The sequence below is a fragment of the Streptomyces luomodiensis genome (assembly GCF_031679605.1).
GTDB lineage: Bacteria > Actinomycetota > Actinomycetes > Streptomycetales > Streptomycetaceae > Streptomyces > Streptomyces luomodiensis.
Window position 1 is genome coordinate 5,578,152 of sequence record NZ_CP117522.1, and the last position, 16,047, is coordinate 5,594,198.

At 71.3% G+C, this 16,047-nt stretch carries 12 protein-coding genes; 4 read left to right on the plus strand and 8 right to left on the minus strand.

Annotation, left to right across the window (positions count from 1 at the left end; translation table 11 throughout):
- Positions 1-90 precede the first annotated feature (90 nt).
- Entirely contained in the window at positions 91-606 is a 516-nt protein-coding gene (locus PS467_RS23555; protein WP_268973650.1) for a hypothetical protein, read from the minus strand.
- Positions 607-656: 50 nt separating this feature from the next.
- Positions 657-1,907, minus strand: a complete 1,251-nt coding sequence (fahA, locus tag PS467_RS23560) for a fumarylacetoacetase (RefSeq protein ID WP_311036912.1) — start codon at positions 1,905-1,907, stop codon at positions 657-659.
- Between the two features lie 742 nt (positions 1,908-2,649).
- On the opposite strand from fahA, the gene PS467_RS23565 reads away from it, so the two are divergent.
- The 4 genes from PS467_RS23565 to PS467_RS23580 all read left to right on the plus strand — a co-directional run bounded on the left by PS467_RS23565 (position 2,650) and on the right by PS467_RS23580 (position 7,122).
- Positions 2,650-3,660: a polyprenyl synthetase family protein gene (locus PS467_RS23565; RefSeq protein WP_268973652.1), complete on the plus strand. Its 1,011-nt coding sequence runs from the start codon at positions 2,650-2,652 to the stop codon at positions 3,658-3,660.
- A gap of 258 nt (positions 3,661-3,918) precedes the next feature.
- Positions 3,919-5,157, plus strand: a complete 1,239-nt coding sequence (locus tag PS467_RS23570; protein ID WP_311036913.1) for a LolA family protein — start codon at positions 3,919-3,921, stop codon at positions 5,155-5,157.
- A gap of 50 nt (positions 5,158-5,207) precedes the next feature.
- A complete protein-coding gene (locus tag PS467_RS23575) occupies positions 5,208-6,188 on the plus strand; it encodes an ABC transporter ATP-binding protein (RefSeq protein WP_311036914.1) in 981 nt (326 codons plus the stop codon).
- Positions 6,175-7,122: an ABC transporter permease gene (locus PS467_RS23580; RefSeq protein WP_311036915.1), complete on the plus strand. Its 948-nt coding sequence runs from the start codon at positions 6,175-6,177 to the stop codon at positions 7,120-7,122. Before PS467_RS23575 ends, PS467_RS23580 begins: the two co-directional genes overlap by 14 nt.
- Before the next feature lie 90 nt (positions 7,123-7,212).
- Here the strand turns inward: PS467_RS23580 and PS467_RS23585 are convergent, their stop codons facing one another.
- From PS467_RS23585 to PS467_RS23610, 6 genes are all read right to left on the minus strand, one after another.
- Positions 7,213-8,211, minus strand: a complete 999-nt coding sequence (locus PS467_RS23585) for a M28 family metallopeptidase (RefSeq protein ID WP_311036916.1) — start codon at positions 8,209-8,211, stop codon at positions 7,213-7,215.
- 217 nt (positions 8,212-8,428) lie between these two features.
- Complete coding sequence (gene rarD / locus PS467_RS23590; RefSeq protein ID WP_311036917.1) at positions 8,429-9,706, minus strand: EamA family transporter RarD; 1,278 nt, start codon at positions 9,704-9,706, stop codon at positions 8,429-8,431.
- 53 nt (positions 9,707-9,759) lie between these two features.
- Complete coding sequence (locus PS467_RS23595; RefSeq protein WP_311036918.1) at positions 9,760-10,617, minus strand: SDR family oxidoreductase; 858 nt, start codon at positions 10,615-10,617, stop codon at positions 9,760-9,762.
- Positions 10,618-10,704: 87 nt separating this feature from the next.
- Positions 10,705-12,684 (minus strand): APC family permease, encoded by a 1,980-nt coding sequence (locus PS467_RS23600; RefSeq protein ID WP_311036919.1) that lies wholly within the window; start codon positions 12,682-12,684, stop codon positions 10,705-10,707.
- Between the two features lie 111 nt (positions 12,685-12,795).
- Positions 12,796-13,878, minus strand: coding sequence for a 2-oxoacid:ferredoxin oxidoreductase subunit beta (locus PS467_RS23605; protein WP_311036920.1), 1,083 nt, complete (start codon positions 13,876-13,878; stop codon positions 12,796-12,798).
- Positions 13,871-15,823 carry a 2-oxoacid:acceptor oxidoreductase subunit alpha gene (locus tag PS467_RS23610; protein WP_311036921.1) on the minus strand — a complete coding sequence of 651 codons (1,953 nt, stop codon included), beginning with the start codon at positions 15,821-15,823 and terminating at the stop codon, positions 13,871-13,873. The genes PS467_RS23605 and PS467_RS23610 overlap by 8 nt, the downstream gene beginning before the upstream one ends.
- Positions 15,824-16,047 lie beyond the last annotated feature (224 nt).

Genomic DNA, 16,047 nt, shown 5'->3' on the forward strand with positions numbered 1-16,047 from the left:
GATCCGGGACGCCCGGCGATACGGACGCCGCCGGCCGGCAGCCATGGGGGCTGCCGGCCGGCGGCGTCCGTGCGTCCGGGGTGCTTCGGATCAGCCGGTCGGGAGGTCGGTCGGCAGATCGGTCGGGAGGTCGGTCGGGAGGCCGGAGGGGAGCGACGTCGGCATACCCGAGGGAAGATCGCTGGGCGAGGCCGCCTTGGTGAAGGTGTCGTTCTTGGCCAGCGCGTCCCAGTCGACGGTGAGGGTCTTGCCGTCCGCGCTGGTGGTGACCTTGCCCGCGCTGCGCTCGGTGTTGCCGTCGGCGCATTTGAGCATCAGCATCTTCCCGCCCATGTCGGTGTAGTCACCGGTGCAGGTGTGCTCGCCGGCGATCAGGACGGCCTTCTCTCCGCTGATGGACAGGATGACGGCCTCGTCGTCGGACTTCGCCACATAGGTGCCCGCGACCTTCCCGTCCGCGCCCCCCTCCGCCGGGGCGCTCGACGCGGAGGCGGACGCGGTGTCCTTGGACGTGTCCTTCTCGTCGTCGCCACCGTCACTGCCACATGCGGTCAGCAGCAGGGCGGCCGCCGCCACCGCACCGGCCATGCTCACTGCCTTCTTCACGTTCTCCTCCTGGGTTGATAGGGCAGGAGCACGACAAATTAGCAGCCGGGTCAGGGCGTGGCCGGAACGACCTGACCGGTCACCTCGCCCAGGCCGATACGGGCCCCCTGCGGGCCCGGCGCCCAGGCCGTGATGGTCACTTCGTCGCCGTCCTCCAGGAAGGTCCGGGTGCCGTCGGGGAGGCGCAGGGGGTCGCGGCCTCCCCAGGTGAGTTCGAGGAGACAGCCGAGTTCGTCCGGGCGCGGACCGCTGACCGTGCCGGAGGCGAAGACGTCACCGGTGCGCAGCGAGGCGCCGTTCACCGTCAGGTGCGCGAGCTGCTGGGCCGCGGTCCAGTACATGGCGGAGAAGGGCGGGCGGGAGACGGTATGGCCGTTGAGGGCGACCTCGATGCGCAGATCGAGCCCGCCGGGCTCGGCGGCGCTGTCGTCGAGATAAGGGAGCAGCGGGACGTCGCGGGCGGGAGGGCTGGTACGGGCCGCGGCGAGGGCTTCCAGCGGGGTGACCCACGCGGCCAGCGAGGTGGCGAAGGACTTGCCGAGGAAGGGGCCGAGCGGGCGGTACTCCCACGCCTGGATGTCGCGTGCGGACCAGTCGTTGAGCAGACAGACGCCGAAGACATGGTCGTGGAACCCGGAGAGCGGCACCGGTGTATGAACAGTGGAAGGGGCGCCGACGACGAAGGCCACCTCCGCTTCGAAATCCAGGCGGAGGGAGGGCCCGAAGACCGGAGTGGGGGAGGAAGCGTGTGGTGCGGAGGTATCGGCCGGGGGCAGGTGCTGGCCCTGCGGGCGGACGATGGGCGTGCCCGAGACGAGGAGGGTGCCGGCCCGGCCGTGGTAGCCGATCGGCATGTGCTTCCAGTTGGGGCTGAGCACATCGCCGTCCGGGCGGAAGATCCTGCCCGCGTTGGTGGCGTGGTGCTCGCTCGCATAGAAGTCGGCGTAGTCGGCCACCTCGAAGGGGAGATGGAGCGCCACGGTGGCGAGGGGGTGCATCAGGGGCTCGACGGCCGGCCGGTGCACCGGGTCGGTGAGCCACTCGAGCACCTCGGCGCGGACGGCCCGCCAGACCGGGCGGCCCGCGGCCATCAGCGGGTTGAGGGTGTCGGCGGCCAGCAGTTCGGCGTGCGGAGAGGCGGTGGCGGCCGCGGCGGCCCCGGCGTCCAGCACATGGTCTCCGTAGCGCACCCCGATCTTCCGCAGATGGGGGGTGTCTGGCGGGGTGAAGACCCCATAGGGGAGGTTGTGCGGCCCGAAGGGGTCACCTTCGGGCAGGTCCAGCGGGGATCGCTGCGGCATCGGGGCTGCCTCGCCTTCTCCTCGGCACGGTGGGGGCGCGGGGGCGCAGGGCACACCCTAAGGTCCGGTCCGGGGCGAGCGGGGCGAGTGGGCGCCGGCTGCCCGCATCGGCCCGGGGGTATCCGGTCCGCGGGGTGCTGGGGCCCCAAGGGCGCCTGGAGGCTGAGGGACCGGTGCGCCGGGCGGGTGCGGGTCACCCAGGGGCGGCGGATCGGCCGGGTCACCGTGGGGGAGGACGGCCGGTGCTCACCCCGCGCGGGGACGGTCGGGCGGGTGAGCCGGCCGCCGACCATGTGCCGGCCGCCGCGGGCGACCGGAGGAGCGTCGCAGCGCTGGACTTCCCCAGCTCCGGACTCCGCTCGGAGCCGGTCGTCGGCGCCGGGGGCCCTGGCTCGACGCCGGGACGGCTCCTCGGTCCTCGGGCTCCGCGTCACCGGCCTGCCCGCGGCGGCGAGTTTCGGCCCGGTGGTGCGGTTCGTCCCCGGCACGGAGTACGCGTCGCCACGGCCGGCGGCGGCGGTGGTGGTCGGGCGCGGGTGATCGGTCGGCGGCCGTGGCATGAATGAACTGCTGCGATCGCGGTACTGCGATGTGAAGCGGCCGGTTTCGGGAGAGAGCGGTGAGAGGCGCACAAGGCGGGAAGGCGCCCACAGTGATCGATACCCGACCGGATACGCTGCCTGTTGGTGGAGGCAGCGACACATCGACATTCGCGTCATTCGTAGGCAGACAGGAGTACCCCGTGAGCTTCGTCGGGCCCTTGGGGCTGAGCGTGCGGGACCGGACTCTGGAAGCCGACACCCAGGCCGGGCTGACGGCGGTCGAGGAGGGCCTGCTGGAGGCCACCAAGAGCGATGTCCCCTTCATCACCGAGGCCGCCCAGCATCTGGTGCGGGCCGGGGGGAAGCGTTTCCGGCCACTGCTGGTGCTGCTGGCCGCGCAGTTCGGTGACCCCCACGCACCCGGTGTGGTGCCCTCCGCCGTCGTCGTCGAACTCACCCATCTGGCGACCCTGTACCACGACGATGTGATGGACGAGGCCGAGGTGCGGCGCGGCGTCTCCAGCGCCAACGCCCGCTGGGGCAACTCGGTGGCGGTCCTCACCGGAGACTTCCTCTTCGCCCGTGCCTCGCACATCCTGGCCGATCTCGGCCCGGAGGCGGTGCGGATCCAGGCCGAGGCGTTCGAGCGGCTGGTGACCGGTCAGATCCTGGAGACGGCGGGTCCCCGCGACGGCCGGGACCCGGTCGAGCACTACCTGGATGTGCTGGCCGGCAAGACGGGCTCGCTGATCGCCGTCTCCGGCCGGTTCGGCGCGATGATGTCGGGCGCCGACGAGACCATCGTCAGCGTCCTCACCCAGTACGGTGAGCGGCTCGGCATGGCCTTCCAGCTCGCCGACGATGTGCTGGACATCGCCAGCGACAGCCATGAGTCCGGTAAGACCCCCGGCACCGATCTGCGCGAGGGCGTCGCCACCCTGCCCGTGCTCTATCTGCGGGCCCAGGCCGAGGCGACCGGCTCCGCCGAGGACCGCGAGCTGTGCGAGCTGCTCGCGGGCGACCTCACCGATGACGCGCGCCATGCCGAGGTGCTGCGGCGGCTGCGCGTCCATCCAGCGCTGGAGCAGGCCCGTCGGGTCACCGTCCGCTACGCGGCGGAGGCGCGGTCGATGCTGGCACCGCTGCCCGACGGCCCGGCGAAGGCGGCCCTGGAGGGGCTGTGCGACGCGGTGGTCCACCGGGCGGGCTGACGCCCAGGTGCCCACTCGGCGCTTCACGGCGCCTTCGCGGTGCCGATGCCTGGGCGGTTGTGCGCCCGGTCCCGGACTTCCGGTGGGGTGGCGTCATACCCGAGCACTACGCGCGGGTGATCCTGCGGGCTGACGCGCCACGGCGGTCGATTTGATGGGATGAAAAGACCACCACATGGCGGGATCGGGTGACAATGGCCCGAGAGGTGGACGAGTGCAAGCTGACAAACCGCCGCCGACGACGGAGGTAGAGCACATATGGCACGGATCCGACCGACACAGGTCGCCGACGACGGCTTCTGGGACGATGAGCGGCCATCCCGGGGGAAGAAGGCCGCCCGGTACGCCGCTCCGGTCGCGGTCGCGGGCATCGCGGCGGCGACCATAGGACTGGTCCCGGCGCTCGCCAGCACCGGCGACCCCGACCTGCCGAAGATCTCGGCGCAAGAGCTCATCAGCAAGATGGCGGCATCGGACACCCAGCAGCTGTCCGGTTCGGTGAAGATCACCACCGATCTGGGCGTCCCCTCGCTCCCGGGCGGCGGTTCCCTCGCCGACCTCGGCGGCGCGCGGGGCGGCGACGCGTCCGCCTCGCCCGACTCCCGGCTGCTGGAGCTGGTGTCCGGCTCGCACACCCTGCGGGTGGCCGCCGACGGCCCCGACAAGCAGCGGGTGTCGATCGTCGAGAACGCCGCCGAGTACAGCATGATCCACAACGGCGACGAGATCTGGGCGTACGACAGCGGGAGCAACTCCGCCTACCACGCCACCGCCCCCAAGGACGCCGAGGCCAAGGGCGACCACCGGCAGGACGTGCCGAAGGACCTGCGGGACGCCACGCCCCAGGAGATCGCCAAGAAGGTGCTCGCCGCCGTGGACGGCACCACCGATGTGAGGGTCGACGGCACCGCCCGGGTCGCCGGACGGGACGCGTACCAGCTGCTGATCGAGCCCGAGCAGAACAGCCACTCCACGATCGGGTCGGTCCGTATCGCGGTGGACGCGGACACCGGCGTCCCGCTGAAGTTCACGCTCTCCCCGAAGAGCGGCGGCAAGGCGGCCATCGACGTCGGCTTCACCAAGGTGGACTTCGGCAAGCCCAAGGCGAGCACCTTCGACTTCACCCCGCCCAAGGGCACCAAGGTCACCGAGGCGCCCGACGCGGGCCGGAACGGCGCCAAGGACTTCGGTGCCAAGGACCTCAAGGGCGCCCAGGACGCCCTGTCCGGGCTGAACGTCGTCGGTGAGAGCTGGGATGCGGTCGCCCGGATCGACGTCCCCGGCGCCGCGGCGTTCACGGCCCCCGGCGTCGACAGCGGCGCGGGCGCGGCGTCCGGCCTCCTCGACGGCTTCGGCAAGAAGGTCAAGGGCGACTTCGGCTCCGGCACCGTGATCAGCACCCGGCTGGTGAACGCGCTGCTGACCGACGACGGCAAGGTGTTCGTCGGCGCGGTCGACAAGGACGCCCTGGTCAAGGCGGCCGACGCGGCCAAGTGAGGCGCTGGGCGCACAACGTGTAGATCACGACGCACGATGAAGGGGAGCCCGTGGAGCAGCGGTCCGCCGAGGACGACGCCGCGGTGGAGACCCGCGGGCTCACCAAGCGCTACCGGGGCGGACAGCTCGCGGTCGACGCACTCGACCTGTCCGTGCCGCGGGGCAGCGTCTTCGGCTTCCTCGGGCCCAACGGCTCGGGGAAGACGACGACCATCCGCATGCTCATGGGGCTGATCGAGCCCACCTCCGGCAGAGCCGGACTGCTCGGCGAGCCGATGCCGCGCGCCGCCCGGAGCGTGCTGCCGAGGGTGGGCGCCCTCATCGAGGGCCCCGCCCTCTACCCCTTTCTGACCGGCCGCGACAATCTGCTGCGCTTCGACGCCGCCGACCCCACCGCGGACCCCCGCACCCGGACCACCCGTGTCGCGGCCGCCCTGGACCGGGTCGGGCTGGCCGCCGTGGCCGGGAAGAAGGCCCGCGCCTACTCACTCGGCATGAAACAGCGCCTGGGTCTGGCCGCCGCGCTGCTCCAGCCGCGTGAGCTGCTGGTCCTGGACGAGCCGACCAACGGCCTCGATCCGCAGGGCATGCGCGAGATCCGTACCCTGGTGCGCGAACTGGCCGAGGACGGCACCACCGTCTTCCTCTCCTCGCACCTCCTCGATGAGATCGAACAGGTGTGCACGCACGCCGCCGTCATGGCCCAGGGCCGTCTGATCGCCCAGGGCACGGTGGCCGAACTGGCGGCGGGCAGCCGCGGCAGGCTGGCCGTCACCACCCCGGACCCGGTGGACGCGGTCCGGGTCCTCAAGGAGCACGGGGTGACCGATCTGGTGGTGCTGGACGAGCGCGTCTCCGGCGAGCTGCCGGTGCCCGGCCCCGGCGCCGACGAGGCACCGCTGGAGCTGGCCGACCTCAACGCCGCCCTGGTACGCGCCGGGGTGCGGGTCCGGGCCTTCGGGGCCGAACGCGCCTCGCTCGAGGACGCCTTCGTGGCGCTGACCGGGGAGGGCTTCGATGTCGCGGGCTGACAGGGCTGATGAACGGGACGACAGGGCGGAGGCCGCGGGCACCGGCGTACCGGACAGGGCCGACACGCCGGACCCGCGCCGCCCGAGCCTCCTGTGGTCCCTGGAGCTCTTCCGCTCCGAGCTGATCACCACCCTCCGCCGCTGGCGGACGCTGGCCCTGCTCGGAGTGCTCGCGCTGATCCCGATCCTCATCGGTATCGCGGTGAAGATCGAGACGAGCGACGGCGGAAGTCTCGGCGGCGGCCGTGGCGGAGACGGGCAGGGCCCGGCCTTCTTCTCCCAGATCACCAACAACGGCATCTTCCTGGTCTTCGCCTCGCTGGCGGCGACGCTGCCGGTCTTCCTGCCGATGGTGATCGGCGTGATCGCCGGTGACGCCGTCGCCGGTGAGGCGGGCTCCGGGACGCTGCGCTATCTGCTGGTCGCCCCCGCCGGGCGGACCCGGCTGCTGCTGGCCAAATTCGCCACCACCATGGCCTTCTGCCTGATCTCGACCCTGGTCGTGTCCCTCTCAGGCCTGGTGACGGGGGCGCTGCTCTTCCCGCTCGGCGATGTCACGCTGATCTCGGGCATCACCGTCCCGTTCGAGGACGCGCTGCTCCGGGCCCTCGCTGTGGCGGCCGTGGTGGCCCTGTCGCTGGTGGGGATCGCGACGGCGGGGCTGTTCATCTCGACCCTGACCAACAGCGGGATCGCGGCCATGGCCACGACCGTGGGGCTGGTGGTCACCGTGCAGATCCTCGACACCATCCCGCAGCTGCACGCGATCCACCCGTATCTCTTCCCGCACTACTGGCTCAGCTTCGCCGATCTCCTCCGTGAGCCGGTCTACTGGGACCAGATGGTCAAGAACATGGGACTGCAAGGGCTGTACGTCGCCGTGTTCGGCTCGGCGGCCTGGGCCCGGTTCACCGCGAAGGACATCACGGCCTGAGCCCTGGGTCCTGAGCGCTGAGTCCTGAGCCCTGAACCCAGAGCCGGTGTGCCGGCGGAGCCGAACACGGCGCGTCGTCCGGGACCGGGATCAGGCGCCGCCGAGCGTCCAGACCGCGTAGGCGATGGCGTCGCTGTTGCGGTCCAGCGCGGTGTCGTCGATGTTGCCCGAGGTGTCGCAGGAGCGGTGGTAGCAGCGGTCGAACGCCTGACCGGAGGTGCCGCCCCACTTCTGGGCCTGGGCGGCGGTCTTGATGTAGTCGGCGCCGCTGAAGAGACCGCCCACCGGGATGCCCACGTTCTTGAACGGCGCGTGGTCGGAGCGGCCGTCACCCTCGGTCTCGATCTCGGTGGGGACGCCCTTGGCGGAGAAGAACGCCTTGAACACCGACTCGATCCCGGGATCGTCGTCATAGACGAAGTAGCCGGGGTTGGGCGAGCCGATCATGTCGAAGTTGAGGTAGGCGTCGATCTTCGCCCGTTCGGCGGACGGCAGGTTGTTGACGTAGGAGCGGGAGCCGACCATGCCCAGCTCCTCGGCGCCCCACCAGGCGAACCGCAGATGCTTGGTGGGCTTCGCCCCCTGGCGGGCGACGGCGAGCGCGGTCTCCAGGATTCCGGCGGAGCCCGAGCCGTTGTCGTTGATCCCGGGACCCGCGGTGACGGAGTCGAGATGGGCGCCGGAGAACACCACATGGCCGGTGTCGCCGCCGGGCCAGTCGGCGATGAGGTTGTAGCCGGTGGCGCCGCCGGAGGTGAACTGCTGGACGGTGGTGGTGTACCCGGCGGCGTCCAGCTTGCCCTTGATGTAGTCGAGCGACGCCTTGTAGCCGGGGCGGCCGTGGGCGCGGTTGCCGCTGTTGGCGGTGGCGATGGCCTGGAGCTGGGCCAGATGGGCCTTCACATTGGCCACGGAGAGGTCCGGCGCGGCGAGGGCGGTACGGGTGTCCGCCGAGTGCCGGGCCGGTGCGGCGGCGGAGGTGGCGGGGGCGGCCGACACCAGGGCGGCGATCGCCGTACCGGCGGCGGCCATGGTGACCGCCCGGCGCAGCAGGGCTCTTCGGGGGCGGCGCGCAACGCATGACGACATGGGGGGCTCCGATTCCGAACGAGGACAGGACGGAATGACGTGACGCTGTGTGGTGCACGTGCCCATGGGGGCGGTGGAGCGGCGAACCGGCGGGGTGCGGTGAACCGATGAAGCGCGGTGAACCGGACCGGCGGCGCGGTGAAGCGGTGGTGTGGCGCGACGCTGATGCTCGGGTGCGGCTGACTCCGCGTCAAGAGCGGAAACCGGACATCGGACATCACCCGCCGGATATCGACCCCGGCCGCGCATCCGGCACGGCGGCGTCCGCCACGCCCGTTCCGGGTACGGCATCGCTCTCCGGCGCCGCCACGGCCACCCCCTCCGGTGCCGCCACGGTCGCCGACTCCGGTGCCGCCACGGCCGCCGTCTCCGGTGCCGCCACGGCCGCCGTCTCCGGTGCCGCCACGGCCGCCGTCTCCGGTGCCGCCACGGCCGCCGTCTCCGGTGCCGTCACGGGCGCCGACAGCGCGGCCGCCCGCGCGGCGGCCTCGGCCAGCTCCCGCCGCGCCCGCCGGGCGGTGCGCAGCGCGTCCCAGGTGAGCAGCGCGAGGGCGAGCCAGACGAGCGCGAAGCCCGCCCACCGCTCGGGTGGCATCGACTCGTGGAAGACGACGAGCCCGAGGACGAACTGGAAGGTCGGCGCCACGTACTGGAGCATCCCGATCGTCGACAGCGGCAGCCGCACCGCCGAGGCGCCAAAGCAGATCAGCGGCAGCGCCGTGACGAACCCACAGCTCGCCAGCAGCGCCGCGTGCCCGGCGCCCTCGGTGGTGAACGTACTGTCGCCGCGCGCCCCCAGCCAGAGCAGGAAGCCGAGCGCGGGCAGGAACTGTACGGCGGTCTCGGCGGCCAGCGACTCCAGCCCGTCCAGTCCGACCCGCTTCTTGGCCAGGCCGTACGTCGCGAAGCTGAAGGCGAGGGTGAGCGCGATCCACGGCAGCTTGCCGTAGCCCACCGACAGCACGCCCACGGCCACCACGCCGACGCCCACCGCCGCCCACTGCGCGGGCCGCAGCCGCTCACGCAGCAGCAGCACCCCGAAGGCGATGCTGACCAGCGGGTTGATGAAGTATCCGAGCGCGGTCTCCACCACATGACCGCTGTTGACGCCCCAGATGTAGAGGCCCCAGTTGACCGAGATCACGGTCGCGGCGAGCGCGATCATGCCCAGCCGCTTGGGCTCCCGCAGCAGCGGCCGTATCCAGCTCCAGCGGCGCAGCACCACCAGCAGCAGCCCGACGGCCGCCAGTGACCACACCATCCGGTGGGCGAGGATCTCCACCGCGCCGGCGGGTTCCAGCAGCGGCCAGAAGAGCGGCACCAGCCCCCAGATGCCGTACGCGGCGAAGCCGTAGAGGAGGCCGGTGCGATCGGTGCGATCGGTGCGGTCCTGCTGGTTCTGCTGCGTCACGGCACCCTCCCCGACGGCATGGCGGACCCTGGGTGGGCCCGTTCCGAAGGTCCGAAGGTAGCGCCGCCGAGGCCCGCCTGTCATTCCCGTCTCAGGAAACGGTGATGACAGGCGGGCCGTGGTGCGTACGGGGCGGATCAGCCCTTCAGCGCGGCCGCGACCGAGTCCGCGATGGGCGTGGTCGGGCGGCCGATGAGACGGGACAGATCGCCCGGGGTGGCGGCCAGCCGGCCGCGCTCGATGGCCGCCTCGACGTCGGAGAGGATCGCGGCGAGCGGCTCGGGCACGCCCGAGCCGGTGAGGATGGACCGGTACTCCTCCGGGGAGACGGGGCGGTAGACGATCTTCTTACCGGTCTGGCCGGCGACCACCTCGGCGTACTCGGCGAAGCTCCAGGCGGTGTCGCCGGAGAGCTCGTACGCCTTGCCCGCATGGCCCTCGCCGGTCAGGACGGCGACGGCGGCCGCCGCGTAGTCGGCGCGCGAGGCGGAGGCGACCCGGCCCTCGCCCGCGGCGCCCACGACGGCGCCGTGCTCGAGGACGGGGGCGAGCTTCTCGGTGTAGTTCTCGTTGTACCAGCCGTTGCGCAGCAGGACGTGCGGCAGACCGGAGTCGGCGATCGCCTGTTCGGTGACCTTGTGCTCATCGGCCAGGGTGAAGTCGGCGGCGGGGCCGCCCAGCACGCTGGTGTAGGCGAGCAGGGCGACACCGGCGTCCTTGGCGGCGTCGATGACGGCCTGGTGCTGCGGAGCGCGCTGCCCGACCTCGCTGCCGGAGATCAGCAGCACCTTGTCGCCCGCGGCGAAGGCGCCGGTGAGCGTTTCGGGCCGGTTGTAGTCGGCCGCGTGCAGCCGCACGCCACGGTCGGCGAGACCGGCGGCCTTTGCGGTGTCGCGCACGACCGCGGTGATCTGGTCGGCGGGAACCTTCTCCAGCAGCCCTTCGACGACGAGGCGGCCGAGGTGACCGGTGGCGCCGGTGACGACGATGCTCATATCCGTGACTCTCCTGTTCGGGTCGGTACGCCCACCTTAGAGGAAGCGCTAACCATTGGAAAGCTACTGCCGCTTAAGTAAGTGTGTTCATTCGAGGCGGGGCCGCTCCCGGGCCTCCCGCTCCCGCCCCGCCAGGCCGACGTCGAACGGCAGGATCGTCACCGCGACCCCCGGCAGCTGCTCCAGCGTCTTCGCCAGCGACTCCGCCGTGCCCCGGTGCAGCAGCTTGCCCAGCGGGGAGGCGTAGGTGCGGCGCGGCACCAGCAGGGTCAGCGCGGTCTGCCCGTCCGCGGTCGTGCGGGCCGCCAGCTCCAGCACCGCATGGCGCAGCCGCCGGTCCGGGCACTCCACGACCTCCAGCGGCACCGTCACCCCCGCCGTGGCCTCCCATCGCGCCATCAGCCGGCGGGCGTGGGCCTCGTCCACCATGAAGTGCACCGCGCGCACCTCGTCGGGGCGCAGCTCATGCGCGTACCGCAGGGCCTTGACGGTCGCGAGGTCGATGCTGTCCGCCAGCACCTGGACCACATGGCGCCGCCAGCGCGGAAGGTCGTCCCCGGGGTGCGGAACGGCCTCCAGGGCCGCCGCCTCCGCGCGGTACTCGCGGTTGATCCGGATCAGCGCCCATACGCCCACCGGGAAGACCACCACGACCAGCCAGGCGCCCTCGGTGAACTTGGTGATCGCGAAGATCAGCACCACGGCGGCGGAGACGGTCGCGGCGATGAGGTTGACCGCGATCTTCCAGGACCGGCCCGGCTCCCGGCGCCGCAGGTGGTAGGCGGTCAGCCCGGCCCCGGCCATGGTGAAGGCGGTGAACACCCCGATCGCGTACAGCGCCACCAGCCGGTCCACGCTGGCGTCCGTGACCAGCAGCAGCGCCAGCGCGATCACGGCCAGCGAGACGATCCCGTTGGAGAACGCCAGCCGGTGGCCGCGCCGGGTCAGCTGCCGGGGCAGAAAGCGGTCCTCGGCCACGAAGCTGGCCAGGAAGGGGAAGCCGGTGAAGGGCGTGTTGGCGCCCGTGAAGAGGATGAGCGCGGTCGCCAGCTGGACGAACGCCAGCCCCAGGGCGCCCAGCGGCCCGCCGCCGAAGACCAGACGGGCCTCCTGCGCGAGCACGGTCGGGGTGCCGTCCCGGTACGGGATGGCATGGGTGAAGTGGGCGAGGGCGGAGACCCCGAGGACGAGGGTACCCAGGACGCAGCTCATCGTGATCAGCGTGCGGCGGGCGTTGCGGCCCTGGGGCTCCCGGAAGACCGACACGCCGTTGGAGATCGCCTCCAGACCGGTCAGCGAGGAGCCGCCGTTGGCGAACGAGCGCAGCACGATGAAGAGCGAGGCGCCGTAGAGCCAGCCGCTGCCCGGGGTGCCGAGCGGCACGGCGCCCGCGGCGTGCACATCGGCGTGCGGAAGCCGCCCGGTGAGCCCGCGGACCACACCGACCACCAGCATCAGGCCGACGGCGAGGACGAACAGGTAGGCGGGCACCATGAAGATCCGCCCGGCCTCGCGCAGTCCGCGCAGATTGCCGTAGGCCAGGACCAGGATCGCCAGCGCGCTGAGGGGCAGCTGGAGGTGGTCGATACCGGTCCATCCGCCGCCGATGAGATGGGCGAACGAGATGATCGCGTTGGTGCCCGCCGAGGCCTGCACCGCGACGGTGACGATGTAGTCCACCAGCAGCGCCACGGACGCGATCTGGGCGATGTCGGGGCCGAAGTTCTCCCGGGCGACCACATATGAGCCGCCCGCCCGGGTGTAGATCGTCACCACATCGCTGTAGCAGAGCGTGATCAGCAGCAGCACCAGCAGAATCGCCCCGGTCACCGGGAGGATCAGGGTGAACGCCGCGACCCCGATGACCGGCACCAGCACCCGCAGGATCTCCTCGCTGCCGTACGCCGTCGAGGAGATGCAGTCGGAGGCCAGCACGCCCAGGGCGGCCCGGTTGCTCAGCTTCTCGCGCTGGATCCGCTCGGTGACCAGGGGCGGGCCGAGCAGCAGCCGCTTGAGACGGTAGCTGGGGCGGTCCGGTGGCTGGGACGGGGCGGCGGTGTCGGCCATGCGCCCATGAGAGCGGGTGCCCGGCCGGAGCGTGGTCAGACGCTCCGGCCGGACACCCGCCTGTGCCCGTACGTACGAATGGGCCCGTCGGTGGCCGGGGCCGTTCGGGGATCAGCCCACGACGGTCCAGGTGTCGCCCCCGGCGAGCAGCGCGCCGAGGTCGCCCTTGCCCTTCAGCTCCACGGCGTTGTCGAGCTGGTGGGACATCAGGGTGTCGTAGACCGGGCGCTGGACATCGCGCAGCACCCCGATGGGGGTGTGGTGCAGGGTGTCGGCGTCGGCGAGCCGGGTCAGCGCGAACGCCGTGGTGGGCGAGGCGGAGTGGGCGTCGTGGACCAGCACCTGGTGCTCGTTGTCCGCGGTGACGGTGACGACTTCGAGATCGCCGGTGTTCTGGTTGCGGATGACGCCCTTGCTCTGGTCCACGCCGAAGCGGATCGGCTGCCCGTGCTCCAGCCGGATCACGGCCTCCTGGGCCTGCTGCTTGTCCTTCAGGGCCTCGAAGGCGCCGTCGTTGAAGATGTTGCAGTTCTGGTAGATCTCCACCAGCGCGGTGCCCGGGTGGGCCGCCGCCTGCCGCAGCACCTCGGTGAGGTGCTTGCGGTCGGAGTCGATGGTGCGGGCCACGAAGCCCGCCTCGGCGCCGAGCGCGAGCGACAGCGGGTTGAACGGCGCGTCCAGGGAGCCCATCGGGGTCGACTTGGTGATCTTGCCGACCTCGGAGGTGGGGCTGTACTGACCCTTGGTCAGGCCGTAGATGCGGTTGTTGAAGAGCAGGATCTTCAGGTTCACATTGCGGCGCAGCGCGTGGATCAGGTGGTTGCCGCCGATCGAGAGCGCGTCGCCGTCACCGGTGACGACCCACACCGACAGATCGGGGCGCGAGGCGGCCAGACCGGTGGCGATGGCGGGGGCGCGGCCGTGGATGGAGTGCATCCCGTAGGTGTTCATGTAGTACGGGAAGCGCGAGGAGCAGCCGATGCCGGAGACGAAGACGATGTTCTCCTTCGCCAGGCCCAGTTCGGGCATGAAGCCCTGGACGGCGGCGAGAATCGCGTAGTCACCGCAGCCGGGGCACCAGCGGACCTCCTGGTCGGACTTGAAGTCCTTCATCGTCTGCTTGGTGTCGCTCTTGGGCACCAGGGAGAGCGCGCTCGGAGCCGATGCCGCGCCCTCGGCGAGGGTCTCAGTCATCGATGGCCTCCTTAAGGGCGGTGGCGAGCTGTTCGGCCTTGAAGGGCAGTCCGCGGACCTGGGTGAAGGAGCGGGTGTCGACCAGGTAGCGGGCGCGCAGCAGGGTGGCCAGCTGACCCAGGTTCATCTCCGGCACCACCACCTTCTCGTAACCCTCCAGAACCTTGCCGAGGTTGGCGGGGAACGGGTTGAGGTGGCGCAGATGGGCCTGGGCGATCCGGTCGCCCGCGGCGCGGACGCGGCGCACGGCGGCGGTGATCGGGCCGTACGTGGAACCCCACCCCAGGACCAGGGTGCGGGCGTCGCCGGTCGGGTCGTCCACCTCGACGTCCGGCACGGCGATGCCGTCCACCTTGGCCTGGCGGACGCGGACCATGTGGTCGTGGTTGGCCGGGTCGTAGGAGATGTTCCCCGTGCCGTCCTGCTTCTCGATCCCGCCGATCCGGTGCTCCAGACCGGGCGTTCCGGGCACGGCCCAGGGGCGGGCCAGGGTCTCCGGGTCGCGCTTGTACGGCCAGAAGACCTCGGTGCCGTCGGCCAGCACATGGTTGGGGCCGGTCGCGAATTGAACCCGCAGATCGGGCAGTTCGTCCACCTCCGGCACCCGCCAGGGCTCCGAGCCGTTGGCCAGGTAGCCGTCCGACAGCAGGAACACCGGGGTGCGGTAGGTCAGGGCGATCCGGGCGGCGTCGAGCGCGGCGTCGAAGCAGTCGGCCGGGGTCTTCGGGGCCACGATCGGCACCGGGGCCTCGCCGTTGCGCCCGTACATGGCCTGGAGCAGATCGGCCTGCTCGGTCTTGGTGGGCAGTCCGGTGGAGGGGCCGCCGCGCTGGATGTCGATCACCAGCAGCGGCAGCTCCAGCGAGACCGCGAGCCCGATGGTCTCCGACTTCAGCGCCACCCCCGGGCCGGAGGTGGTGGTCACGGCGAGGGAGCCGCCGAAGGCCGCGCCGAGGGCGGCACCGATACCGGCGATCTCGTCCTCGGCCTGGAAGCTGCGCACGCCGAAGTTCTTGTGCTTGGACAGCTCGTGCAGGATGTCCGAGGCGGGGGTGATCGGGTACGACCCCAGGAACAGCGGCAGATCCGCCTGGCGGGAGGCCGCGATCAGCCCGTACGACAGCGCCAGGTTTCCGGAGATGTTCCGGTAGGTGCCGGTGGGGAACGCGGTGGTGGCCGGCGCGACCTCGTAGGAGACGGCGAAGTCCTCGGTGGTCTCGCCGAAGTTCCAGCCCGCCCGGAAGGCGGCCACGTTCGCCTCGGCGATCTGCGGCTTCTTCGCGAACTTCTGCCGCAGGAACTTCTCGGTGCTCTCGGTCGGCCGGTGGTACATCCACGACAACAGACCGAGCGCGAACATGTTCTTGCTGCGCTCGGCCTCCTTGCGGGACAGGCCGAACTCCTTCAGCGCCTCGACGGTCAGCGTGGTCAGCGGCACCGGGTGGACCTGGTAGCCGTCCAGCGAACCGTCCTCCAGAGGGCTTTGGTCGTAGCCGACCTTGGCCATGGGGCGCTTGGTGAACTCGTCGGTGTTGACGATGATTTCCGCCCCGCGCGGCACATCGGGGAGGTTGGCCTTCAGCGCGGCCGGGTTCATCGCGACCAGGACGTTCGGCGCGTCACCGGGCGTGAGGATGTCATGATCGGCGAAGTGCAGCTGGAAGCTCGACACTCCGGGCAGCGTGCCGGCGGGGGCGCGGATCTCCGCCGGGAAGTTGGGCAGGGTCGACAGGTCGTTTCCGAACGACGCCGTCTCCGAGGTGAATCGGTCGCCCGTGAGCTGCATACCGTCACCCGAGTCGCCCGCGAACCGGATGATCACCCGGTCCAGGCGGCGGACCTCCTTGCCGCCGTCCGCTGTTCGCGGCCCCCCGGCGGGCGTCTGCCCGCCCTGCTGATCGGCTGATTCGGCCTGCTCGGCCGGGCTGCTGACCTGGCTGGTCACTGCTTCGGACCTCCCTTGAGGCGGCGCTCCTGGACAGTCGGTGCCGACCGGTTGTTGTCCCATGACCATCGTACGTCGGTAAGGCTGGCCTTCCTTGGTCTGATCACATGATGGACCCGTGAAGGAGAACCATATATGTCACGGTTTGGCACGTTCTGTCCTTTCCCCCCGTACTGGCATTTCCGCTGATCCCCCGTTCAGCCTTTGGTCCCGCTTTGGCCGGG